The 23,952-nt window shown below is 50.9% G+C and carries 23 protein-coding genes; 13 read left to right on the plus strand and 10 right to left on the minus strand.

Translation table 11 applies throughout. From position 1 onward, the window contains the following. Nucleotides 1–142 precede the first annotated feature (142 nt). A complete protein-coding gene (locus IE076_RS07270; protein ID WP_189436093.1) occupies nucleotides 143–820 on the plus strand; it encodes a YggS family pyridoxal phosphate-dependent enzyme in 678 nt (225 codons plus the stop codon). A 64-nt stretch (nucleotides 821–884) separates the two neighbouring features. On the opposite strand, the gene IE076_RS07275 is transcribed toward IE076_RS07270, so the two are convergent. Together IE076_RS07275 and IE076_RS07280 are read right to left on the minus strand one after the other, a co-directional pair. Next, a complete protein-coding gene (locus IE076_RS07275) occupies nucleotides 885–1,868 on the minus strand; it encodes an alpha/beta hydrolase (protein ID WP_189436094.1) in 984 nt (327 codons plus the stop codon). Nucleotides 1,869–1,934: 66 nt separating this feature from the next. Beyond that, on the minus strand, nucleotides 1,935–2,954 hold the full coding sequence (locus tag IE076_RS07280) for an alpha/beta hydrolase (RefSeq protein WP_189436095.1): 1,020 nt from the start codon (nucleotides 2,952–2,954) through the stop codon (nucleotides 1,935–1,937). A 388-nt stretch (nucleotides 2,955–3,342) separates the two neighbouring features. Here IE076_RS07280 and ffh point away from each other — a divergent pair, with 388 nt between their 5' ends. The 10 genes from ffh to IE076_RS07330 all read left to right on the plus strand — a co-directional run bounded on the left by ffh (nucleotide 3,343) and on the right by IE076_RS07330 (nucleotide 13,339). Next, entirely contained in the window at nucleotides 3,343–4,899 is a 1,557-nt protein-coding gene (gene ffh / locus IE076_RS07285) for a signal recognition particle protein (protein ID WP_189436096.1), read from the plus strand. Further along, nucleotides 4,900–5,217 (plus strand): chorismate mutase, encoded by a 318-nt coding sequence (locus IE076_RS07290; protein WP_189436097.1) that lies wholly within the window; start codon nucleotides 4,900–4,902, stop codon nucleotides 5,215–5,217. It abuts the gene before it with no gap. Between the two features lie 20 nt (nucleotides 5,218–5,237). After that, nucleotides 5,238–5,630, plus strand: a complete 393-nt coding sequence (gene rpsP, locus IE076_RS07295; RefSeq protein ID WP_189436098.1) for a 30S ribosomal protein S16 — start codon at nucleotides 5,238–5,240, stop codon at nucleotides 5,628–5,630. Nucleotides 5,631–5,667: 37 nt separating this feature from the next. Then, nucleotides 5,668–6,240, plus strand: a complete 573-nt coding sequence (rimM, locus tag IE076_RS07300; RefSeq protein WP_189436099.1) for a ribosome maturation factor RimM — start codon at nucleotides 5,668–5,670, stop codon at nucleotides 6,238–6,240. 577 nt (nucleotides 6,241–6,817) lie between these two features. Next, complete coding sequence (gene trmD / locus IE076_RS07305) at nucleotides 6,818–7,522, plus strand: tRNA (guanosine(37)-N1)-methyltransferase TrmD (protein WP_189436100.1); 705 nt, start codon at nucleotides 6,818–6,820, stop codon at nucleotides 7,520–7,522. Between the two features lie 202 nt (nucleotides 7,523–7,724). Further along, nucleotides 7,725–8,186: a 50S ribosomal protein L19 gene (gene rplS, locus IE076_RS07310; protein WP_189436366.1), complete on the plus strand. Its 462-nt coding sequence runs from the start codon at nucleotides 7,725–7,727 to the stop codon at nucleotides 8,184–8,186. A gap of 188 nt (nucleotides 8,187–8,374) precedes the next feature. Beyond that, nucleotides 8,375–9,235: a metallophosphoesterase gene (locus tag IE076_RS07315; protein WP_189436101.1), complete on the plus strand. Its 861-nt coding sequence runs from the start codon at nucleotides 8,375–8,377 to the stop codon at nucleotides 9,233–9,235. A gap of 304 nt (nucleotides 9,236–9,539) precedes the next feature. After that, the gene (leuC, locus tag IE076_RS07320) at nucleotides 9,540–10,946 is read left to right on the plus strand and encodes a 3-isopropylmalate dehydratase large subunit (protein ID WP_189436102.1); all 1,407 of its coding nucleotides are present in this window, start codon (nucleotides 9,540–9,542) and stop codon (nucleotides 10,944–10,946) included. Between the two features lie 197 nt (nucleotides 10,947–11,143). After that, nucleotides 11,144–11,779, plus strand: coding sequence for an HNH endonuclease (locus IE076_RS07325; RefSeq protein WP_371871471.1), 636 nt, complete (start codon nucleotides 11,144–11,146; stop codon nucleotides 11,777–11,779). A 111-nt stretch (nucleotides 11,780–11,890) separates the two neighbouring features. After that, complete coding sequence (locus IE076_RS07330; protein WP_189436104.1) at nucleotides 11,891–13,339, plus strand: pilus assembly protein TadG-related protein; 1,449 nt, start codon at nucleotides 11,891–11,893, stop codon at nucleotides 13,337–13,339. A gap of 79 nt (nucleotides 13,340–13,418) precedes the next feature. Here the strand turns inward: IE076_RS07330 and acs are convergent, their stop codons facing one another. Both acs and IE076_RS07340 read right to left on the minus strand, forming a co-directional pair. Beyond that, nucleotides 13,419–15,368 (minus strand): acetate--CoA ligase, encoded by a 1,950-nt coding sequence (acs, locus tag IE076_RS07335; protein ID WP_189436105.1) that lies wholly within the window; start codon nucleotides 15,366–15,368, stop codon nucleotides 13,419–13,421. A 403-nt stretch (nucleotides 15,369–15,771) separates the two neighbouring features. Beyond that, nucleotides 15,772–16,374 carry a glutathione S-transferase family protein gene (locus IE076_RS07340; RefSeq protein ID WP_189436106.1) on the minus strand — a complete coding sequence of 201 codons (603 nt, stop codon included), beginning with the start codon at nucleotides 16,372–16,374 and terminating at the stop codon, nucleotides 15,772–15,774. A 466-nt stretch (nucleotides 16,375–16,840) separates the two neighbouring features. Here IE076_RS07340 and IE076_RS07345 point away from each other — a divergent pair, with 466 nt between their 5' ends. Beyond that, on the plus strand, nucleotides 16,841–18,184 hold the full coding sequence (locus IE076_RS07345) for a D-alanyl-D-alanine carboxypeptidase family protein (protein ID WP_189436107.1): 1,344 nt from the start codon (nucleotides 16,841–16,843) through the stop codon (nucleotides 18,182–18,184). Nucleotides 18,185–18,209: 25 nt separating this feature from the next. Then, nucleotides 18,210–19,361 (plus strand): CobW family GTP-binding protein, encoded by a 1,152-nt coding sequence (locus IE076_RS07350; protein ID WP_209008923.1) that lies wholly within the window; start codon nucleotides 18,210–18,212, stop codon nucleotides 19,359–19,361. 66 nt (nucleotides 19,362–19,427) lie between these two features. On the opposite strand, the gene IE076_RS07355 is transcribed toward IE076_RS07350, so the two are convergent. The 6 genes from IE076_RS07355 to IE076_RS07380 form a co-directional block, all read right to left on the minus strand. Next, the gene (locus tag IE076_RS07355) at nucleotides 19,428–20,309 is read right to left on the minus strand and encodes a 3-hydroxybutyryl-CoA dehydrogenase (RefSeq protein ID WP_189436108.1); all 882 of its coding nucleotides are present in this window, start codon (nucleotides 20,307–20,309) and stop codon (nucleotides 19,428–19,430) included. A gap of 146 nt (nucleotides 20,310–20,455) precedes the next feature. Further along, nucleotides 20,456–21,385, minus strand: a complete 930-nt coding sequence (locus IE076_RS07360; protein ID WP_189436109.1) for an electron transfer flavoprotein subunit alpha/FixB family protein — start codon at nucleotides 21,383–21,385, stop codon at nucleotides 20,456–20,458. Between the two features lie 24 nt (nucleotides 21,386–21,409). Next, entirely contained in the window at nucleotides 21,410–22,159 is a 750-nt protein-coding gene (locus IE076_RS07365; protein WP_189436110.1) for an electron transfer flavoprotein subunit beta/FixA family protein, read from the minus strand. A gap of 290 nt (nucleotides 22,160–22,449) precedes the next feature. Further along, nucleotides 22,450–23,025 carry a cob(I)yrinic acid a,c-diamide adenosyltransferase gene (locus tag IE076_RS07370; RefSeq protein WP_189436111.1) on the minus strand — a complete coding sequence of 192 codons (576 nt, stop codon included), beginning with the start codon at nucleotides 23,023–23,025 and terminating at the stop codon, nucleotides 22,450–22,452. Nucleotides 23,026–23,048: 23 nt separating this feature from the next. Next, entirely contained in the window at nucleotides 23,049–23,243 is a 195-nt protein-coding gene (locus IE076_RS07375; RefSeq protein WP_189436112.1) for a twin transmembrane helix small protein, read from the minus strand. Nucleotides 23,244–23,283: 40 nt separating this feature from the next. Further along, entirely contained in the window at nucleotides 23,284–23,739 is a 456-nt protein-coding gene (locus IE076_RS07380) for a TspO/MBR family protein (protein ID WP_189436113.1), read from the minus strand. Between the last annotated feature and the right edge of the window lie 213 nt (nucleotides 23,740–23,952).

The raw sequence follows: 23,952 nt of genomic DNA on the forward strand, positions 1-23,952 counted from the left end.
TGCCAGCTTGGTCAAGCGCTAGACAGAGGAAAAACCGAGAAGATTTGTCAGAAAATTCTCAATGAAGCGCGAGTCCTCTTGCTTTTGGGCCATAGGGAGCGCATTTCATGTCTCGAATATGGATTTTTCGCTGGAGTTAGGAATGAGCGACGCTGCTGCACTTCGCCTTAAAGAGGTCAAGGAAAACATTAGGAAAGCAGAAAAGGATGCGGAGCGTCCGAGCGGTTCTGTTGCTTTGATTGCAGTCTCTAAAACCTTTGAAGCTTCAGCTATTAAGCCGGTATTAGAAGCGGGACAGCGTGTGTTTGGTGAGAACCGTGTTCAGGAAGCGATGGGCAAGTGGCCTGAGCTTCTTGAAGAGTTTGGTGGTGTTGAGTTGCATCTGATTGGACCATTGCAGTCCAACAAAGCGAAAGAGGCTGTGCAGACCTTTGACGTGATCCACACTGTCGACCGGGACAAAATAGCCAAGGCTTTGAAAGCTGAGATGGATAAGCAGGGCAAAGCGCCAAAGCTGTTCATTCAGGTTAACACCGGGGAAGAAGAGCAGAAGGCCGGCATTCCTCCAAAAGAAGCCGATGCGTTTATTGCAAAATGTCGTGATGAGTATGGGCTAGAGATCGAAGGCCTGATGTGCATTCCGCCTGTTGAAGAAGCGCCGGGGATGCATTTTGCTTTGCTTGAGAAAATTGCACGGCGGAATGGTCTGGAGAAACTCTCAATGGGGATGTCTTCTGATTACCCGATTGCGGTTCAGCATGGCGCGACCCACGTTCGAGTTGGGTCTGCTGTCTTTGGTGCGCGAGACTATTCTCTGTAAGCTTCATTTTCATTGTGTTGAGTTTTGAACGGGCGAGGGGTTCTCGCCCGTGTTTGTTTGGCAGTTATTGCAGCTGATCGTGCAACCACTTTATTGTTGTAGAGATCACGAGATCGTTATTCTGCGGGCTGACGATATCGCCGACAATTAGGTGGTCATCATCATCCCCAGAGCTTTCGATAAGAAGTCGCTGCTTTGGTGCGCTCCATTTTTCGTAGGCGATGTTGGTTTGTGACGCATCAACGGTCTTGTCGTTCTCGCTGTAGATGAACAGGGTCGGTATCGTGGCTTTTGCCGGATCCTGCTCTTGTAAGACGGAGATTGCAGTTGCCAGTGGCAAAAGTGCCGTGGTTGGGTAGCTGATTGTCCAGCCCATTAGTTCTTCCGGAGTTGGTGCCTCCGAGGTGGTGCGGGTTTTACCAAGTATTAGAGGTACGTATTGTCTGGCAAATGGCATATCGAGCAAGAAGGCACCGGGAGAGTTAATGGCGAAGTTTGGTGAGACGAACACCATTGCAGCGATGTCATCCTTGAGAGGATGATCTTGCATTGCAAGCCATGCCGCGAGTGTGCTTCCGGTGGATGTTGATATAATGATCGTCTTTTCACCGATACGGCGGCCAATTTCTACCGCTTCTGCGAGATCGTTGATCCAATCGTTCAGTGTCGCCTCTGCCATTGCATCGTTGGAACGGCCGTGGCCTGCCAGACGGGTGTAGAACAGATTTGCGCCCATCTCGTTTGCAACGCGATCCGGTACAGGGCGGATCGACTGCTTGCTGGAGGAGAAGCCATGGATATAGATCACTGAAAGAGGCGTTTTGCTGTTCTTCTCGTCATTGAACCAGATAATTTCCTTGGCGGTGCCATCACGGATGTCCTGAAACTTCGCTTCGCTGTTTGACAGGTACTGGTCGAGATCTTCACCCATAACATCGGGTTTGAAAGTGATCTCAGTATCACGTGGTTCTCTTGGGCCTACCAAGTAGGCAATTGTGCCGCCGACGAGCAAAATCAGCACTGCAATAACAATAAAACGAAAAATCATAGAGTGGAGCCCTTGTTCCTTAAGGGCACCACTCTATTCTATCTTAAGCTGAAATATCAAACGAGATCACTCGGAATTGGTGTTGTCATTGTCATAGATCGTCGGTACCCCTACCGAACCCAGCCATTCGGTGATTGCGTTTGCGACGAGAAGGTTGTTCTCAGGGTTGGTAATGTCGCCTGCAATGACGTGATGGCTTGGCCCTGCAGACTCTGTGATCAGCAGGCGATGTTTGGGAGCGCCCCAGTTCTCGAAATATTTTGCGGTGGTCTGTTCATCTGCAGTTTGGTCTCGGATGTCGTAGATGAACATGGCAGGGATGGTTGCGTCCGCTGCGTCCAGACTGCCAACAAGCTTTACTGTTTCGGCGAGAGGAAGGAGTGCTGTTGCTGGGTAAGCGTTGGTCCATGCATAGATCTCCTCGAAGGTGGCGTTGGGGTCTGCAACGCGGTACTGGCCGATGATGATCGGGGTGTAAAACTCCGCAAAAGGGTAGGTCAGAAGGGAGGTTCCTGAGGCTGCGAGCTGGAAGACCGGAGAGATGAGCACGATTGCTTCAACCTGGTCTTTTAGTGCGTGGTCGGTCAGGTCCATCCACGCTGTGAGGGTGCCGCCGAATGAAGTGCCTATGACGATGACTTTGTCACCAAGCATCTTTCCGACGGCCAGAGCTTCCGCCAATGCATTGAAATAGTCATCAACTGTGGGTTCGCCCATAGCGGCTGGAGTGCGGGCATGACCGGGAAGGCGGGTGTAATATAGATTGGCCTGAATGGAGCTGGCGACCAGATCAGGAACAGGGCGGATTTCGTCTTTACTGGCGGAAAAGCCATGCATGTAGATGACTGCATACTCTGTTTTGTCTCTGGTATCGGGGTTGTGCCAGATAATTTGCTTTTCTAGACCGGGCTTAATATCTGAAAAACTACCTTCTTCCCGGGCGAGGTATGCTGCGGGATCCTGACCGATTTCACTTGCGTTGAATGTGATTGAGGGAGAAACGTAGGTGTTGTTCCAATAAATCAGAAATACAGCAACTAGAACAATAACAGATAGTAAAATCAGAAGCTTAGATCTCAACTGCATCGTTACAACGCCTCTTTTTTCGCTGATCATGCGTCAGCCTGGCAGGAAACCGGGTGCACTTGTCAGTTTTCCCTTTTATCCCAGCTTATACAATCTCTAGGAAATGGCAGTTTTGCTTGACTCAGCATCTGTATTCTCGTAGATACCGCACCTAACTCCTTCTATATGAATTTTGGAGCCACTGACTGGGACCCGAAAAGGTATAAAGAGATCCCGGAGGTCAACACCCGACAGCGCGATGCGCCCTCGGGTGATTTTTTGCTATGTGCTTTTGATTTGCCGTGGCAATTTTGACTGGGTGACACCAAATTCATTAAGGAACGAGTGTACAGCGCCAGAGAGTTTATTTTCGGGCGTTTGTGCAGAAACGAGATTTTAAAGGAACGACATGTTCGATAATCTGTCAGATCGCCTAGGCGGCATTCTAGATAAGCTCACAAAACGTGGTGCGCTTTCTGAATCCGATGTTAGTGAAGCGCTTCGTGAAGTTCGCCGCGCACTCATTGAGGCTGATGTGGCATTGCCGATCGTGCGTTCTTTCACCGACAAGGTGAAGCATCGCGCTGTTGGTGCTGAGGTTGTTAAGTCCATTAAGCCGGGTCAGATGGTCGTCAAGATCGTGCATGACCAGCTGGTGGAAATGCTCGGTGAAGAATCCCATCCGATCGACCTGAACGCTCCGGCTCCGGTTTGCATTATGATGGTTGGTCTGCAGGGGGCGGGTAAAACCACCGCAACTGGCAAGATTGCACGTCGTCTAACACAGCGTGACAAACGTAAAGTTTTGATGGCTTCTCTTGATACGCGCCGCCCGGCAGCGCAGGAGCAGCTGAGAGTTCTGGGTGAACAGAACGAAATTGATACACTTCCTATCATCGAAGGGCAGCAGCCAGTTGATATCGCAAAGCGCGCGCTGAATGCAGCGAAGCTTGGCGGTTATGACGTTGTCATGCTCGATACAGCGGGTCGTGGTCACATTGATGAGCCTCTCATGGTGGAGATGGAGCAGATCAAAGCTGCCTCCAACCCGCATGAAGTTCTGCTTGTTGCCGATGCTCTGACTGGTCAGGACGCTGTAAATCTGGCGAAGAACTTTGATGAGCGCTGCTCCATCACAGGTATTATGCTGACCCGTATGGATGGTGATGGTCGCGGTGGTGCTGCTCTTTCCATGCGTGCTGTTACCGGCAAGCCGATCAAGCTGATTGGTACCGGTGAAAAATCTGAGGATCTTGAAGACTTCCATCCAAAGCGTATTGCTGATCGCATCCTTGGCATGGGCGACATTGTCTCGCTCGTTGAAAAGGCTGCTGAAGCGATTGATGCGGAACAAGCCGCAGAGATGGCTCGGAAGATGCAGAAGGGTCACTTTGACCTGAACGATCTTTCTGAACAGCTGAAGCAGATGGAAAAGATGGGTGGAATGTCCGGCATGATGGGCATGCTTCCGGGTGTTGGCAAAATGAAGAAGCAGCTCGCAGCAGCCAACCTTGATGAGAACATGTTCAAGCGCCAGATGGCGATCATCTCCTCTATGACCAAGCAGGAACGTGCCAAGCCTGAACTGCTGAAAGCAAGCCGCAAGAAGCGTATTGCTGCCGGTTCTGGGGTACAGGTTGCTGAAGTTAACAAGCTTTTGAAGATGCACCGCCAGATGGCCGATATGATGAAGGCCATGGGTAAGGGAAAAGGCAAGGGCATGCTTGGCAAGATGATGGGCGCTATGGGTGGCGGTATGCCAGGCATGGGCGGCGGAATGCCTAACATTGACCCTAAAGCTCTTGAGCAGATGGCCAAGTCCGGTCAGCTGCCAGGCGGTATGGAACTGCCAAAAGGATTACCGGGCGGTGGGCTTCCCGGGGGATTGCCAGGAGCTGGCGGCCCTAAATTGCCCGGACTTGGTGGCGCACCTGGTTTGCCAGGGCTCGGCAAGGGGAAAAAGTAATTGAGCGAGATCGACAAGACAGAAGAAGCCAAGAAAGTTCTTGGAGGACTTCGTTCCAGCATCGACAACATTGACGCTGCTTTGGTGCATATGTTGGCTGAACGATTTCGCTGCACACAGGCTGTTGGGGAGCTGAAGGCGACCCATGGTCTTCCACCGGCTGACCCGGCCCGTGAAAAACTTCAGATTGAGCGTCTGCGCCGTCTAGCGCAAGAGTCCAATCTTGATCCTGACTTTGCTGAAAAATTCCTGAACTTCATTGTGAAGGAAGTCATTCGGCATCATGAAGCTATTGCTGCTGAACACAGCACAGACTGAATACCTAGGAGTAACAAACAATGGCTACAAAAATTCGCCTGGCACGCGGTGGTGCTAAGAAGCGTCCTTTCTACCGCATCGTTATCGCAGACGTTCGTTCCCCACGTGACGGCCGTTTCATTGAAGTTGTAGGTCGCTACAACCCAATGCTGCCTAAAGACGCTGAAAACCGCGTTGAGCTTAACGAAGAGCGCATCCAGCATTGGCTCGGTCACGGCGCAAAGCCAACCGACCGCGTACACCGCTTCCTTGATGCTGCTGGCCTGCTGAAGCGTGAGCCACGCAACAACCCTAACAAAGCGAAACTGGGCAAGAAAGCTCAGGAGCGCCTTGACGAGAAGCTGGCTGCAGAAGCTGAAGCAAAAGCTGCTGCTGAAGAAGCAGCTGCAGAAGCAGCAGAAGCTTCCGAATAAGATAAGCGACCTGATCTGAGAAGAGGAGATGCCGGTAATGGCAAATAGGCCTGAAGACCGCATTCTAATGGCTCAGATCGGGGCTGCTCACGGAATACGTGGAGAAGTGCGGGTCAAGCCATTCGGTGATGACCCGCTTTCTTTTGGCGATTATGGTAAGCTGGAAAGCGAAGACGGTAGTCGCAAATTTAAAGTGAAGCGGGCGCGCGTTCAGAAAAACGTGGTGGTGACCAAGTTTGAAGGCGTGAATGACCGCAATGAAGCTGAAGCCTTAAATGGCGTGAAGCTTTACATTCCTCGTGAGCGTCTTCCAGAAACGGAAGATGAGGATGAGTTTTACCATTCTGATCTCATCGGCCTGAAGGCGATTGATGAGAACAAAGAGCAGATTGGTACAGTTCTGGCTCTGTTAGACTTTGGAGCTGGCGATCTTATCGAAATCGCTCCCAAGTCCGGGAGATCTCTGATGTTCCCGTTTACGAAGGCTGTTGTGCCTGTCATTAATCTCGAAGAAGGTTTTGTGGAGGTTCACGCTCCTGAAGGCTTTTATGAGGAAGGCGAAAAAGAGCCGGAAGACGGTTCTGAGCACAAGCCGAAAGCAACAAACTGAATCTCTTTTCCTAGCTACGTTGACTTAGGGCCAGCACTTTAGCATCATCGATCAAATATTTTATTAGTTTAGGTAAAATGATGCTTAGTCTATTGGTGATGCTCGGTTTTTTTGGGGCTGCCTTTTTCCTGCTTATGGGTGCCATGTTTTGTATGCGCCTTTTCGCAGCAAAGAGTCGGGAAGAATTTATGTTTTCTCTCCGCTCGGCGTTTCGCTTCTGGCTCTATGGGTTAGCGATTATTGCGGTCGGTACAGGTGCTGTGTTTCTATTTGGGGAAACTGAGTTTATTTCGTGAGGGCTGAGGTGCGAATTGATTGCTATCTTTGAGTTTCTCAAATCCGTTGCAGTTTGGGCGGCGTTTATACTATTTGGGTTTGCAATCTATCGCCTCCTCAAAGCGCCATCTGATGATGTATTTCGCTTACGTCTTAATTGGTTACGTACATTGACCGTTGTTTCATTTGTGGTCGGAGTTGGATTGGTTGTTTTTGAAGTCATATTTATTGACGAGCTTTTTTTCAGAGCAGACTTGCGTTAATGCAAACGCGTCGAGATAACCAATAAAGCAGGATTACCATGAGCTTTCGCGCCTCCATTTTGACGCTGTACCCTGAGATGTTTCCGGGAAATCTTGGTATGAGCATGTCTGGGCGTGCGTTGGAGCGTGGGGATTGGTCTCTGACCGCAAAGAATATTCGCGATTATGCAACTGACAAACATCGTTCTGTCGATGATACGCCAGCTGGTGGCGGGGCTGGGATGGTGCTGCGTCCTGATATTCTCGGCAAAGCAATCGACGATGTGACGGAAGAGGGCGATACGCGTCCACGTCTGCTGATGAGCCCGCGTGGGAAGCCGTTTACGCAGGCTAGAGCGCGTGAGCTGGCGGATGGTCCCGGCGTTATCATTGTCTGTGGTCGCTTTGAAGGGGTGGACGAGCGCGTCATTGAAGGCCGTCAGCTCGAAGAAGTCTCCATTGGCGATTACATTTTGTCTGGTGGAGAAGTTGCCGCGCACGTGGTGCTGGATAGTATTGTACGCTTGATACCGGGCGTTATGGGCAACAAAGAGAGCGGTGAAACGGAAAGTTTCGAGAACGGATTGCTGGAGCACCCGCACTATACCCGTCCGGTAGACTTTGAGGGCCGGGAAATCCCCGCTGTTCTTAAAAGCGGCAATCATAAATTGATTGATCAGTGGCGTTTGGAGCTCTCTGAGAAGATTACTGAAGCACGGCGTCCAGATCTTTGGCAGAAATACTTAAAAAATAACCGTGGGTAGGGCGTTTTCTACAATTTTTTCATGACAAATCTAGAAAAATCGGCTAAACCCGCGCCGACCGGAGTGGAATCTGTCTAGCGTTTACCGTTAGGGTCTTAGTTCCACTTCACTTCCCGGCATGATGCCAAGGTTTGGTGAATTCGTCCCGATGGCTGGACCATTAGGGGACGCTCTGACCAAGATTAAAATGGAAGAAACTGCCATGAATATCATTGAGCAGCTCAACGCCGAAGAAATGGCGCGCATCGAAGAGAAGCGTAAGCTTCCTGAGTTCTCCCCAGGTGACACCGTACGTGTTCTCGTACGCGTTACTGAAGGTACTCGTACCCGTGTGCAGGCCTATGAAGGCGTATGCATCGCACGCTCCGGCGGCGGCATCAACGAAAGCTTCACCGTTCGTAAGATCTCTTACGGCGAAGGTGTAGAGCGTGTATTCCCAGTTTACAGCCCAATGGTTGAAGGTCTGGAGATTGTACGCCGCGGTAAAGTACGCCGTGCGAAACTCTACTACCTGCGTGAACGTCGCGGTAAGTCCGCACGTATCGTTGAAGCTACCAACGTACGCGCAAAGCGCCTTAATGACGAAGCTCGCGCTTCTGTTGCTGCTGCAAAAGCTGCTGCAGCTGCTGAAAAGGCTGCTGAAGCTGAAGGTTCTGCAGAGTAAGATTTACTCTCAAGCCTCTATGGTTTCCAAAACCCCGCTGAGTAATCGGCGGGGTTTTTTGTGTTCAGAGAACATCTTCAGTCCCGGTATAAGCCTTCAGATTGGATAGGGATACCGTCAACTTATTTGCTGTAGGATGCTGCGAGACGAGGTAGGCAGATGCTTAGGAAAGGGAGACTTGAGAAGGAATGGTGATCGCATTTATCATCGTTTTTGTCGGGGGGCTGGGCGTCTACGCTGTGTTTGTCGAGCCGTTGCTCTCTCCGAAGGTGACCCGACACAAGGTTGTTGTGTCTCCTGAGGCGCTTGGGCAGCAACCCGTGCGCATTGCTGTTCTGACGGACCTGCACGCGTGCTGGCCATGGATGCGGCCAAAGCGAATAAGCGGCATTGTGGACCGTGTGAACGGGCTGGAAGCTGATCTAGTTGCTCTTCTCGGTGATTATCACACTGCCATGCACCCTCCTTTTGCAAAACCACTGGCAACTGCTTCGCATTGGGCGCAGCCGATGGAGCGACTGACCGCTCCTTTGGGTGCCTTCGGTGTGCTTGGCAACCATGACTGGCTCGAGGGTGGTGAGGATGCCAGAGACGCTCTGGAAGCTCACGGCGTGACTATTCTGGAGAATAGGGCTCTGCGGGTCTCAATACGTGGGAACTCCCACATCTGGCTCATAGGGCTTGGGGATCAGTATGGAGATGCCTGTCAGATACATGGAATGGGTCGGCGGGATGACCTTGAGGCTGCCTTAAGTCAGGTTGAGGATGACAAGGCGCCACGTATTTTGCTGGCTCATGAGCCCGATATTTTCCCAGAAGCGCAAGAATTCGTAGATCTGACGGTGAGTGGGCATACGCATGGCGGGCAGGTTCGTCTGCCTTTCGTTGGTGCATTGACCATTCCATCGCAACTTGACCGGAAGTATGCGAAGGGCGCATTTGAGGAAAATGGAAGCAATCTTATTGTTGGGAGCGGGCTGGGGTGCTCGGGGCTTCCAATCCGTTTTCTCTGTAGGCCAGAACTTTTACTTGTCGAAATATACGCTTAGATCACAGAGCATTGATCAGCCACGGTCGCCCCTGTGTTCCCATTGAATTTCCTATGATTACACCCTGGTCTTGAGAGAATCTCAATGCAAAGAAGCTTGATATTTTTCCGATCCGGGAGGATTAATAGGGCCAGCATAGCGGAGTTTGCTGTTTCAGATTCTCCGTGTTTTGAAGATTTATGCGGCCGCAGAGAGCTGCAGGTAATAAGTGAATGATCCTGTTCTCCCGGATCTTGAGCGCTTGGCAGGTGCGATCAGAACTGGGTTGTAGGCAAGGGTCAGTCGTTTCCAGGAGACAAGCGCAATGTCGCAGGCCAAAACTCTTTACGATAAGATCTGGGACCACCATGTGGTCAGCACGCAAGAAGACGGCACTTGCCTGCTTTACATTGACCGCCACCTGGTACACGAAGTTACAAGCCCGCAGGCGTTTGAAGGTCTGCGTATGGCTGGCCGTCCGGTTCGTCACCCAAAGCGTACACTGGCTGTTGTTGACCATAATGTCCCAACAACCGACCGTTCCAAAGGCATTGATGATCCTGAAAGCGCGCTGCAGGTTGATACGCTGGCGAAAAATGCTGCTGAGTTTGGTGTTGAGTACTATTCAGAGCTGGATCAACGTCAGGGTGTTGTGCACATTATTGGTCCGGAGCAGGGTTTTACGCTGCCAGGCATGACCATTGTTTGTGGCGACAGTCATACATCCACACATGGTGCGTTTGGTTCACTTGCACACGGTATTGGTACTTCTGAAGTTGAGCACGTTCTGGCAACCCAGACGTTGATCCAGAAGAAGGCCAAGAACCTGCGTGTGATTGTGAATGGCAAGCTGCCAGCAGGCGTGACCGCGAAGGACATCGTTCTGGCTATCATCGGCGAGCTGGGTACTGCTGGCGGTACGGGTTATGTTATTGAATATGCTGGTGAAGCAATCCGTGATCTGAGCATGGAAGGTCGTATGACCGTTTGTAACATGTCCATCGAAGCAGGTGCGCGTGCAGGTCTGATTGCCCCGGATGAGAAGACCTTTGAATACCTGAAGGGCCGTCCGAAATCTCCGAAGGGTGCTGCATGGGAGTTGGCACAGGCATACTGGGAAACGCTGTTCACCGATGAAGACGCCGAGTTTGATAAGGAAATCGTTCTGGATGCAGCGAACCTGCCTCCAATCGTGACCTGGGGTTCTTCTCCGGAAGATGTTGTGTCTGTGACCGGTGTGGTTCCAGACCCAGCTGAGATTGAAGACGAGACCCGCCGTGCTTCCAAAGAGCGTGCTCTGGAATACATGGATGTTAAAGCAGGCCAGAAGATCACTGATATCAAGATTGATCGTGTGTTCGTCGGTTCTTGCACCAATGGCCGTATCGAAGATCTGCGTGAAGCAGCTGCCGTTGTGAAAGGCAAGAAGATTGCTGACACGGTCAGTGCAATGATCGTACCGGGTTCTGGTCTGGTAAAGGCGCAGGCTGAGGCTGAAGGTCTGGATGAGATTTTCAAGAGCGCTGGCTTTGAATGGCGTGAGCCTGGTTGCTCCATGTGTCTGGCCATGAATGCTGACAAGTTGAAGCCGGGTGAGCGCTGTGCTTCTACTTCTAACCGAAATTTTGAGGGCCGTCAGGGCTTCAAAGGCCGTACTCATCTTGTTTCTCCGGGCATGGCAGCAGCGGCTGCAATTGCCGGACACTTTGTTGACGTGCGTGACTGGAAGTAATCTCAGGTAAAAATTTATAGAGAAGCGGGAATAGGTGACTATTCCCGCTTTTTTTGTTTTCACACAATCGATCTGTTGAATTGTGTGCGCTAGATCTAATTGCCTGATCTACTTTAGGTTTGCGTATGTGTGCTTTACACCTGCTTTATCATCCTTCGCAGAAGTGCGCTTGACAGACTTCACATCGCTGTCATTTGATGCCTACAATATCAATAACATCTCAAGATGATTTCCGTTGGAACGCTCATGTTCCGGACGAGACTCGGGAGTATGTTGTGAACGCAGTCGTGTCAGAAGGCGCATTCCCGGCGCTTGTATTGAATGCAGATTACCGACCTTTGTCTTACTACCCCTTGTCCCTGTGGGGGTGGCAGGAAGCAGTCAAGGCTGTGTTTCTGGAGCGGGTGAATATTGTTTCTGAATATGATCAGGTTGTCAGAAGTCCGAGCCTAGAACTGCAGCTTCCAAGCGTGGTTGCTCTCAAATCCTTTATAGAAACTGAGAGAAATCCGGCATTTACGCGGTTTAATGTTTTCCTGAGAGACCGATTTCAATGCCAGTATTGCGGTGTGCAGGAGGATTTGACCTTCGATCATCTCATTCCCCGCAGTAAGGGCGGTTTGACTACTTGGGATAATGTCATAACGGCATGTTCGCCCTGTAACTTACGCAAGGCGAATAAATCCTGGCAGGAAATGAATATGCGCCCGATGCAAATGCCGTTTGTTCCGCGGGTGTGGGACCTGCACAACAATGGCCGCCTGTTCCCACCGAATTACCTTCACGAAAGCTGGCTGGATTTCCTTTATTGGGACAGTGAGCTCGAGCCGTAAATGAAGTTAATGATTTGTTAGGTATTTATTGGAAATTTTATTAAATCCAATTGAATAATCCCTGAGATACTCCTGAAAATTGTGTTAGGCATAATTACATGGGCGTCTTTGGTGGGCATCACGATGGGTTATTTTAGGCAGTTTTCAGCGTTACTCAGAAGATTCAATCGTTCTGAAGATGGGGTGGTTGCGGTTCTTGTCGCAGTTCTCATGGTTTTGCTGATTGTGTTTGCTGGAATGGCGATTGATTTCGGTATGGGCTATAACACGCGCCGCGCTGTTAACCAGGCATTGGACGCTGCAGTGCTTGCTGCTGCTAATAAATTGTCGACGGAAGATTTGACAGAAGCTGACGTCGAGACGCTTATCAAGGACTACTACAAAGCGAATCTGAAAAATTCAATTGCTGAAGGCATCACCATCAAAGATCCCGTGGTTAAGTATGAGCTGGGCAGTGATGTGGTCTCCGCAAGCGCCTCTATCGAGTTAACGAATAACTTTTTGCCGATAATCAATCTTCTGACTGGCGGCGGTGATGGAGAGAATCGCAAGCTCGAGGTTGGAACTAGCTCAAGCGCCCGCTTCCCTATCAATCATGTTGAGGTCACGGTGATCGTTGATGTGACCGGTTCCATGAGGTCTCATATTGGTGCACTAAAAAGAGCATCCAGAAGTATGCTGGATGCTTTGCTGCCAGTGGGAACAAATGTACAGAAGAGTAGGATCCGTGTTGCTCTTGTGCCGTATAGCGAGGGCGTCAGACTTCATGCTTCGGATGCACAGAAAGCAACTTTTACTGTGAGCCACGGTTCATGCGTCCATGAGCGAGTAAGGGATCAAGCGGCCACTGACGTAGCTCATGATTATGAAGATGACGATGGGAAAACCGATTATATTGGATCCATCTTTAAGGAATGTCCCAAGAAGGCAGAAGTTGTCCCGCTTACAGCAGACCGTAGCAAGATTGAAGCGTCTATTGGTCAATTGGAAGCTAAGGGGACCACAGCAGGTCATACTGGGATAGCTTGGGGATGGTATACAATCTCGCCAAAATGGGCAGGTTTCTGGCCAACAGACAGTGCGCCTTTGCCGTATGATACGGAAAACCTTCGTAAATATGCTATCTTTATGACAGATGGTGAATTCAACCTGCACTATTACGCTGAAAAATACGAAGAAGTAGATCAGGCAAGAGCTTCGAAAATCGAAAAAGGAGAGAACAGGGGACCAAGGAAAGCTGGCTCAAATCCAAACGGTAGTAATTATTTTACAGGCCCCGAAAATATTAAATTTGCAAAAGAAGTAATTTGGAAAGAAGGGTCGTCGTCTGGCGAATTGGGTACGGCCTCTGTCAGGGCAAAAGATATATGTACGAATATGAAGGCGAAAGAAATTACGATCTATTCTGTGTATTATGGAAGTGGCGTTAGCGCGAAAAGCGTTATGAAGGATTGCGCGACAAGCGATAGTACATTCTATCACGCCGATAATGAGAGTAAACTTATTCAGGCCTTCGAAAAAATTGCCAATGATATCAAGGATATATATCTATCTCAGTAACTTAACAGAGTTCCATCCCAATGAAAACCCCGCCGATGAAGCGGGGTTTTGTGTTTGTGGGCTTATTGGGCGGTCTGACCTACACGGTTTCAGATTTGTTCTGGCGGTTTTCGATCAGGTCGCCGACGACGGCTGGGTCGGCTAGGGTTGAGGTGTCGCCGAGGTTTTCGAAGCTGTCTTCTGCGATTTTGCGCAGGATACGGCGCATGATTTTGCCGCTTCGGGTTTTGGGCAGGCCAGGAGCAAACTGGATCAGATCTGGTGAGGCGATTGGGCCGATTTCGGCTCGCACGTGCTTGACCAGTTTTTTCTTCAGCTCTTCAGATGGCTCCAGGCCTTCCATAAGCGTGACATAAGCGTAGATGCCTTGCCCCTTTACGTCGTGCGGATAGCCTACAACAGCGGCTTCTGAGACGTCTGGGTGGGCGACGAGGGCGCTTTCTACTTCTGCGGTTCCCATGCGGTGGCCGGATACGTTGATCACGTCATCGACGCGCCCTGTAATCCAGTAGTAGCCGTCTTCGTCACGACGGCAGCCGTCGCCAGTGAAGTACAAGCCTTTGTAGGTGGCGAAGTAGGTCTGGATGAAGCGCTCATGGTCTCCGTAGACCGTACGCATCTGACCCGGCCAGCTGTCTGCGATGACAAGGTTACCTTCAGTCGCGCCTTCCAGGAAATTGCCTTCTGCATCGACAATTGCTGGTTGAATGCCAAAGAAGGGGCGTGTCGCGGAACCTGGCTTGAGATCTGTTGCACCGGGAAGTGGTGTGATCAGGATGCCGCCGGTTTCTGTCTGCCACCACGTATCAACGATTGGGCAACGCTGTTCGCCAACCACGTTGTGATACCAGAGCCACGCTTCAGGATTGATCGGCTCGCCAACAGAACCAAGTATGCGCAGCGATTTGCGAGAGGTTTTGGTCACATATTCGTCACCGGCTCCCATGAGCGCGCGGATAGCGGTTGGGGCGGTGTAGAAGATGTTGACGTTGTGCTTGTCACAGACGTCCCAGAAACGGCCTGCATCAGGGTAGGTTGGTACGCCCTCGAACATGAGCGTTGTTGCGCCGTTGGCGAGCGGGCCATAAAGGATGTAGCTGTGTCCGGTTACCCAACCCACGTCAGCGGTACACCAATAAACCTCGCCCGGATGATAATCGAAGACGTATTGATGTGTCATGGAGGCATAGACGAGGTAGCCGCCGGAGGTGTGCATTACGCCTTTGGGCTGGCCGGTGGAGCCTGAAGTGTAGAGGATGAAGAGTGGGTCTTCTGCGTTCATTTCCGCTGGTGGGCAATCTGCGGAGACCTTTTCTACCTCTTCGTGATACCAAAGATCGCGGCCTTCCATCATGTTGATGTCGCCGCCCGTGCGCTTCACGACGAAGACTTTGTCGACATTTCCGCATTTCTCGATTGCACGGTCTGTGTTCTCTTTGAGAGGCACGGTTCGGCCGCCGCGTACGCCTTCGTCAGCAGTGACGACGAAGCGTGACTGACAGTCTTCGATGCGTCCGGCCAAGCTGTCCGGCGAGAAGCCACCAAATACCACGGAATGCACGGCGCCGATGCGGGCACAGGCAAGCATGGCGTAGGCAGCTTCCGGGATCATTGGCATGTAAACGGTGACACGGTCACCCTTCATTACACCGTTGGCAAGCATCATGTTTGCAAAGCGGTTTACGGCTTCCGCGAGCTGCTTGTAGGTGATTGTCTTGCTTTGATCCGGCTCATCACCCTCCCAGATGATTGCCGGTTGATCACCGCGCTCTGCCAGATGGCGGTCAATGCAGTTGGCTGCTACGTTCAGCGTGCCGTCTTCAAACCATTTGATGGAAACATTGTGGTAGTCGTAAGAGGTGTTTTTGACAGTGGTGTACGGCTTGATCCAGTCGAGGCGTTTGCCGTGTTCCCCCCAGAAAGCATCGGGATCCTCAACAGACTTCTTGTACATTTGCTGGTACTGCTCGTTGTTGAGCAAGGCATTTTTGGCAGTTTCAGCCGGTACTGGATACACGTCGCCAGTCATAGTCACTCTCCCAATTTCCTCCACGGGCACTCCCGTACCCAAATTCTGCAACTTATTATGGGCAGCTGCCGCTGGGGCGTCTACCGAATATGCTTCGAACTTTCGTAGGTCCTACTGTCACTAGGTCTGCATGTCTCCGATAAGTTCATTAAAACGCTACGTAAAACTGGATGGATTTAGCCAAAATTGGCTTAAAAACAGGAGCTTCTATCTAGAAATAAAAAATTGCATAGGGACTCGTTGGACGCGATGAGTCCTAGATAATTATTGCAATGAGTGCGTGTGGTAGGTGGATTTACTTAACCGGACTTTCTGCTCCCTTCATGATTAGGTGAGCCTCTGATTTGAAGTGGTATGCAGAGTTGGAGGAGGGTGGAGCCAGCCACCCTCGTGCCTTTATGGGTTACTGTAGTGCGGAAGCTTTTTCATTTGCTCTTGCAAGTGCTGGTCGTGCAAGGGCCCGAGAAAAATATTCGCTCACTGGACCCTCAGGCCATTCAAACTTGGAAAGCTTGGCCCAAATTGCGCAGTGTCCGATGATGAGATCTGCGATTGTGAAGGTATCGCCCATCACCCAAGTGTTTTCACCGAGGCGTTTCTCGAGTTGCTTCATTGATTTAGTCCACTCATAGCGGCAGGCCGGTTTGATGTCTGGAACCCGGCGGTCTTCCGGATGGATAAATGAATGCTTTGCCGACATCCAAAGAATGGAATCCATTTCATCTAGCGCAAAGTTTGTGAAACTGTCCTGCCGGGCGCGTTCCAAAGTTCCTGCCGGAAATGTCAGGCCGGAATGTTTGTCTGCCAGATAGGTGCATATTGCGGTTGAATCATAGATCGTTTCGCCATCAACGATCAGAGCAGGGATCTTGCCGGATGGATTCACGGCATAAACGTCTTCCTGATGAGGTTTGCTTGGTACAACCTCGTAGGACAAGCCCAACTCCTCCAACAACCAGAGTACCCGCATGGTCCTTGATTGCGGGTGTCCAATAACTTTGTACATATGATCCTCCTCTTATGGCCCTGATCATCTGCGCAGAGGGCGAAAAAGGGAAGCGGGAAAAAGTGGGCTTTGAGGATAACCTGTCAAAGCGGAGGGGAGGTGTCGTTAAATCGGTCCCTATAATCATTAACCACGTCAATAAAAGTGAGTAGACCCTAACAACTAAAGGGGTGATTGCTGCAGTGTCTGTTTGATAGCCTGTTTCGACCAAATAACCATTAGAAGAAAGTGCCCTGAAATGTTTGGAAATAGTGGCTCCTTGCTGATAATGTTACCCCAATATTTGGGGATAGGCGCCAAACCAAATTTCCGGTGCCTGGTGACATAGTTTTTATTGTTTGCCTCTACGGTACCACCCAGCGATAGCTTGGGATGTTTAAAAAACTAAACTGGCAACGGAGCTATCGAAGGCAGCGAGGCAAAAAATGTTTGCTGCGAAAACTGGTAGGTGTGGAGCAACGAGATCGTGAATTTTTTGGTTCATTGGATTGCGCAGAAAATTCGATTTTTTGCGGTTTTTGCAATAACTTTGGTCATGGCGCTGACAGGGGCTCGTGCTGATGTTGCCGCTTGGTTAGTGATGGATGCAGACAGTGGCCGCGTGTTGGAGCATAACGCCGCCTTCGACCGCTGGTACCCTGCTTCACTTACCAAGATGATGACCGCTTTTATCGCCTTCCAGCATGTTTCGAATGGCACTATGGCGATGAATGATATGGTCATGGTCTCCCAGAATGCGCTTAATCAGCCACCGAGTAAGATGGGGTTCAAGGTCGGGACGACTATTACGCTCGACAATGCCTTGAAGATGATCCTTGTGAAGTCCGCCAACGATATTGCGGTTGCCATTGCAGAGCGGATTGGCGGCACAGAGGAAGACTTCATTAAGATGATGAACTCGACGGCAACTCGGTTAGGTATGAACGATACCAATTTCGTGAATCCGCATGGGTTGCCTGATAATCGTCAGGTGACAACAGCGCGTGATATGGCGGTGCTTGCTGAGGCGTTGTGGAATCAGTTTCCTCAATACCGATCCTATATGAGCTATCCCGGCATCCGGTTTGGTAAGAGGACCTTCCGGTCTGGCAATCGAGACTTTCTTCTGCGTATTGACGGTGCGAATGGCATGAAGACGGGCTATATCTGTAACTCAGGCTACAATGTTGCGACGTCTACGACGCGGAACGGACGGACCATTATTGCGATTGTTTTGGGCGCGGCTTCGGGTCTGGAACGAGCTGCTTTTGCCAAAAAGCTTATTGATGGCGGTTTTGAGACGACGGTTGGCACCAATATCTCTTCCTTCCAGGGAAGCGGCAAATCGAGCCCTCCTGCAGACAGATATTGTAAGCGCAATACCCAACCAAGTGCGCAAGAGCTTGTTGATCGCTTTGGGTCCAAGCGCGGCTCTGTCAGTATGTTGGCTTATTCCAATGGGTCCAGCCCAAGTCCAGAAGGCAAATCTATCAAGCTTTCCAAGACGAAAGTAAACTGGGGCCTGATGTATGAAGAAATCCTGGGTCCACAGACCAAGGCATATGCTCCTGTGAGAGTTCGCGTTGGCAATGAGCATCCTATCGTGGTGCTGAAAAAGCTTGGAGATTCAGTGCCTTTGCCGATGCCCAAGCCAGGGGCTGAGAGTGACTTGAGTGCGAATCCGGCTGGTGGGATCCAGCAGCGGATGCTTGGTGCACCCGTAGGCAAAGGTGCATTGCTACAGCCATTGAAGCCGTCGTCTACACGAGAATTGTTTGGCAGTCCCGGTGGGCTCTATGCTAATTCGCCTATCTTCGGTAAAACGCAGTAACCGTAGCTATAGGCAGTGCAGAACAATGGCTAATACCCAAGAGAGGCGGAGTCCGCCAACACCGATCCCGATGAGCGTGATTACAGGCTTTCTGGGAGCAGGTAAAACAACGCTTCTTAATCGAATTCTCAAAGAGCCAGTTTTGGAGCATACCGCGGTTATCATCAACGAGTTTGGTGAGATCGGTCTGGATCACCTGCTTGTCGATACTATTGATGATGGCATTATCGAGCTTTCCTCTGGTTGCCTGTGCTGCACTATTCGCGGTGATCTTATCAATACACTGGAAGATATTCTGCGCCGTATCGACAATGGCCGCATGAAGAAAATCGATCGTGTGATTATTGAGACCACGGGTTTGGCAGATCCCGCTCCGGTGTTGCACACGGTGATGCTGCATCCTTATCTGGTGATGCGCTATCGGCTTGATGGCGTGGTCACGCTTGTTGATGCAGTCAACGGGCTGGACACGATCCATTCTCACGAGGAAGCGGTGAAGCAGATTGCTGTTGCGGACCGCATCGTGTTGACGAAGACAGACCTGCAAGAGCCTTCTGATGATCTGATGGCTGAGCTGAAGCATCTGAACCCGGGAGCGAGCGTTCTAAATGCGCAAGATGGATCGGCAACAGCTGCGGCTTTGATCAACTGCGGCCTGTACGATCCTGATAGCAAGATTCCGGATGTTCAGAAGTGGCTGCGCGAAGAGGCGTACAAGGATGAGCAGGCCTCCCATGATCATCATCATGGGGAAGGGCATGGTCATGATCACCACCATGACCCGAACCGTCATGGCAAGGATGTGCGCGCCTTTACGCTTGAGACTGACAGGGCAATTCCAGAGGCTGCGCTTGAGATGTTTCTGGATCTCCTGCGTTCCTCACATGGGCCTAAGCTGCTGCGCGTTAAAGGAATTATCAAGACCGTAGAGCAGCCAGACCAGCCTCTGGTGATCCATGGGGTGCAACATGTCTTCCATCCGCCTGCACGGCTTGCTCAGTGGCCCGACGCGGATCACAGAACGCGGCTCGTCTTCATTACCAAAGGTCTCCCCGAGGGCTTTGTGAAGAAGATGTTTGATGCGTTTACCGGCGGTGTCGCAGCTGACACGCCTGACCGGACAGCTATGATGGACAATCCGCTTTCTATTGGTGGGTTCAGTGGTACGTTCAAGTAAGCTGCTGAATAGCTAGTAAAAAAAAGCCCGCTCAGTTAGCGGGCTTTTGTGTTTCTGAATGTCGCCTTAGCGGGTCGGGACCGGAACTTCGCCGCGGTAGTCGTAGAAACCGCGCTGGGTTTTGCGTCCGAGCCAGCCAGCCTCGACGTACTTAACCAGCAGTGGGCATGGGCGGTATTTGCTGTCTGCGAGGCCTTCGTACAGCACCTGCATGATGGAGAGGCAGGTGTCCAGGCCAATGAAATCAGCCAGTTGCAGAGGACCCATTGGGTGATTTGCACCCAGACGCATTGCTGTGTCGATCGCTTCAACGGAACCCACACCTTCGTAAAGGGTGTAGATCGCTTCGTTGATCATCGGCAGCAGAATGCGGTTCACCATGAAGGCAGGGAAGTCTTCTGATACCGCGATGGTCTTGTTCAGGCCGAGAGTGTAGGCCTTCGAAATCTCGAATGTTTCATCGCTGGTCGCAATGCCACGTACAAGTTCGACGAGTTCCATGACAGGAACCGGATTCATGAAGTGGATGCCGATGAATTTTTCCGGTCGGTCAGTGGCGGATGCCAGACGCGTGATGGAAATAGAGGAGGTGTTTGTACCGAGGATCGCATCAGGTCTCAGAATTGGGCAAACACTCTGAAAAACCTTGCGTTTTACCTGCTCGTTTTCACTTACAGCCTCCACAACCAGGTCTGCGTCACTGAGGGCTGCAACATCATTGGATGTCTTAATGCGGGTCAGAGCAAGGTCGCGATCTTCTTCTGTGATCGTTCCCTTGGAGATCTGGCGCGCCATATTGCCGTTGATGCTGGCGAGGCCGCTGTCGATACGCTCCTGATCAATGTCGTGAAGCACGACATCAAATCCAGACAAAGCGCTGACGTGTGCGATGCCATTGCCCATTTGACCGGCGCCAATTACACCGACTTTCTTTACTTCGACCACCATTGTCAGATCCAAATTCTTACAAGCACCATTTTAGTGTGCTGTGACCTTGTTGTAGCAACATACATCGCAAGTCTTGCCTCAAACAGCAAGAACCCCAGAATGAAATATTAACATCCCGGGGTTCCTGAAAAGCTAATCAATTATGATTAGAGGGACTTTTCCAATTCAGGAAGTGCCTCGAACAAGTCAGCGACAAGTCCGTAATCTGCAACCTGGAAGATTGGTGCCTCTTCGTCTTTGTTAATTGCGACGATGATCTTGGAATCTTTCATACCTGCAAGGTGCTGGATCGCACCGGAGATGCCGCAAGCGATGTAAAGATCTGGTGCAACAACCTTACCGGTCTGACCAACCTGCCAATCGTTTGGTGCGTAGCCAGCGTCAACAGCGGCACGGGATGCGCCGATTGCTGCGCCGAGCTTGTCAGCAACAGGGGTGATGACTTCGTTGAACTTCTCTTCAGAACCGAGAGCCCGACCACCGGAGATGATGATCTTAGCGCCTGCAAGTTCCGGACGATCAGAAGCAGCGATTTCTTCACCAACGAAGGAGGAGATTGCCGGATCAGCAGAAGCTGCAGCAGCTTCAACTGGTGCGGAACCGCCTTCAGCAGTTGCTGCGAAGGATGCTGTACGAACAGTCAGAACCTTCTTGGCATCTGCAGACTGTACGGTCTGGATTGCGTTACCTGCGTAGATTGGACGCTTGAAGGTGTCTGCAGATTCAACGGCGATGATGTCAGAAATCTGCATCACGTCGAGCTTTGCAGCAACGCGTGGCAGAGTGTTCTTGCCGTTGGTTGTCGCAGCAGCAACGATTGCGTCATAGTTACCTGCAAGAGCAACGATCAGATCGCCAACTGGTTCAGCAAGCTGGTGCTCAAATGCTGCATCGTCAGCAACGAGAACTTTAGCAACGCCAGACAGTTTGGAAGCAGCTTCAGCTGCTGCGCCACAGTCTTTACCAGCAACGAGAATATGAACGTCGCCGCCCATCTCTACAGCTGCGGTCAGCGCCTTAGCGGTTGCTTCGTTCAAAGCAGAATTGGAATGTTCAGCCACAAGAAGCGTGGTCATAATGCTAACTCCTCTTGACCTATCTTAAAGAACGCCAGCTTCGTTTTTGAGCTTGTCTACCAGCTCATCAACGGAAGCGACCTTAACGCCTGCCTTGCGTGCTTCAGGCTCAGCAGTGTTGAGAACCTTCAGGCGAGGGGTTGCGTCTACACCGAAGTCTGCGAGCGTTTTCTCAGCGATCGGCTTCTTCTTTGCCTTCATGATGTTAGGCAGGGAAGCGTAGCGAGGCTCGTTCAGACGTAGGTCAGTGGTGACAATTGCTGGCATGTTCAGCTTAACAGTCTGCAGGCCGCCGTCGATTTCGCGGGTGACGTCTACAGTGTTGTCACCAAGGTCAACCTTGGAAGCGAAGGTGCCCTGCGCCCAGCCAAGGAGAGCAGCGAGCATCTGGCCAGTCTGGTTGCAGTCGTCATCAATCGCCTGTTTGCCAAGGATTACGAGGCCAGGCTCTTCTTCTTCAACGATGCCTTTGAGGGTCTTCGCAACAGCGAGTGGCTCGACGATGTCGTCGGTCTGAACCAGAATACCGCGATCAGCGCCCATTGCGAGGCCGGTGCGGATGGTTTCAGTTGCTTGCTTAGGGCCGATGGAAACGACAACGATTTCAGTCGCTTTACCAGCCTCTTTCAGTCGAAGAGCCTCTTCAACGGCGATTTCGTCGAAAGGGTTCATGGACATTTTGACGTTTGCCAGTTCAACGCCGGAGCCATCCGCCTTCACGCGAACTTTTACGTTATAGTCAACGACCCGTTTTACGGGCACGAGAATTTTCATGTTCCTAGAACCTCCACTAGAAATTCAGGGGAGTTTGCGTCGCAACAAAGATGTTCAGACACACTTTCCGCCGGGCTACCAGGGCCAAAAGGGAATGCATATTGCATTGCAATTGCGGCGACCGTAATGAGCAATTTGGGGGCTGTCAACGATCGCCTAGGGTAAATAGGTATTGGATTTCAACCATTGTATAAGGCGGGGTGGCCTTATAGTGTAGATAGTTGTCCATAAGTGTTGATAGTTTACCTATTGGTCAACGATTGCTGGTCGATATTTTTACCTAAAGATCGCTACCTGTTTTTGCCCGCAACCCATAAAACATCACCTTCGCCCTTCAGGTTTGCGTAGCGCGAGGCAACGAAGAAGAGGTCCGAGAGGCGGTTAAGGTATTGCAGGGATTGTTTGTTGATCTTCTCTTTTTGCGAGAGTTCAGCAACGAGGCGTTCTGCTCGTCGAGCAACTGTTCTGGCCTGATGCAGATAGGTGGCCAGCGGCGTTCCGCCCGGTAAGACAAATGATTTCAAAGGCGTAAGCTCAACGTTCAGCTGGTCGATGGCGTCTTCCAGCGCGCTTACCTGATTTTCTGTGATCCGCAGTGGCTCATATCCTAAGTCTTCGCCGGTGTCTGGTGTGGCCAGGTCGGCGCCGAGATCGAATAGATCGTTTTGAATGCGGCCCAGCAGTTCGTCCAGGACTGGCATTTCTTTTGAGGCTTGGAGGCGGACAATTCCGACGACTGAGTTGGTTTCGTCCACGGTTCCGTAGGCTTCGATGCGCAGATCATGTTTGGGTCTGCGTTCACCGCTGCCGAGTGCAGTGGTGCCGTCATCGCCGGTTTTTGTGTAGATCTTATTGAGAGTGACCATTTTGTACCAGTTTCAATCCAGTATCAGGATGTGCTTGCTAGATAAACAGCCAGCATAATCAGTATGATAGCTGCGAACTGTAGCAGAACGCGGTAGCGCATCAGCTTTTGCGAGCGATTGGGATCTCCGCCGCGCATCATGTTCCAGAGGCCAAGGGCGAGGACTACTGCGACGGCGAGAAGGGCAATAGGAACCAGAGTGGCAACAATACCGCTCATCAAAATCTCCAATATCGATTTGCCTCGGGTGAGGCTCAGATTAATTCAGAACCACAATAGAGGCATTCAGTATGGCTGCAAAGCTAACCCAAAGGACATAGGGCAGATAGAGCCAGGCTGCAAAGATTTGCGCTCTATAAAATAGCCAGAAAGTGAAATAACTTAGCGCTAGCAAGATGATAAGGACAATGAGGCCTAATGATGGATTTTGCTGGCCGAAGAATGCCCATGACCAAACTCCGTTCAAAAACAACAGGATAACAAACGTAAACTGAATGGTTTTTTTGGCAGGTGGCTTGGTGCCTTCGCTCGTTGCGCTCTGTTGGAATTCGGTTGCCATCCAGATGCAGAAGGCCAGAAGCGTATAGAGTACAGACCAGACGGGTGCGAAGAGCCAATTGGGTGGGTTGAAGGGCGGTTTGTTGAGGGAGGCATACCACTCAGGGATAGCGGGTGTGGTGACAATGCCGCCGTAAGCTGCTGTTGCGTAACACAAAAGTCCCCATCCAACGAGACGACTCCAGACAACTCTGTTCTTTAACTTCGCTTTTGTGGTGTCGCTAAGAGGCACGAAAATTCCTTTTTGCGATGGTTTGCGTCGAAATGCGTTTTTTCGCATATATCCGCGTTGATTTGCGTTGCTATGTTAGCGTGTACAGTAGCGTTGCATCAATCGCACTGCAAAGCTTGCGTTTCTCTAAAATATCAC

This window comes from Pseudovibrio japonicus (genome assembly GCF_014651595.1).
GTDB lineage: Bacteria > Pseudomonadota > Alphaproteobacteria > Rhizobiales > Stappiaceae > Pseudovibrio > Pseudovibrio japonicus.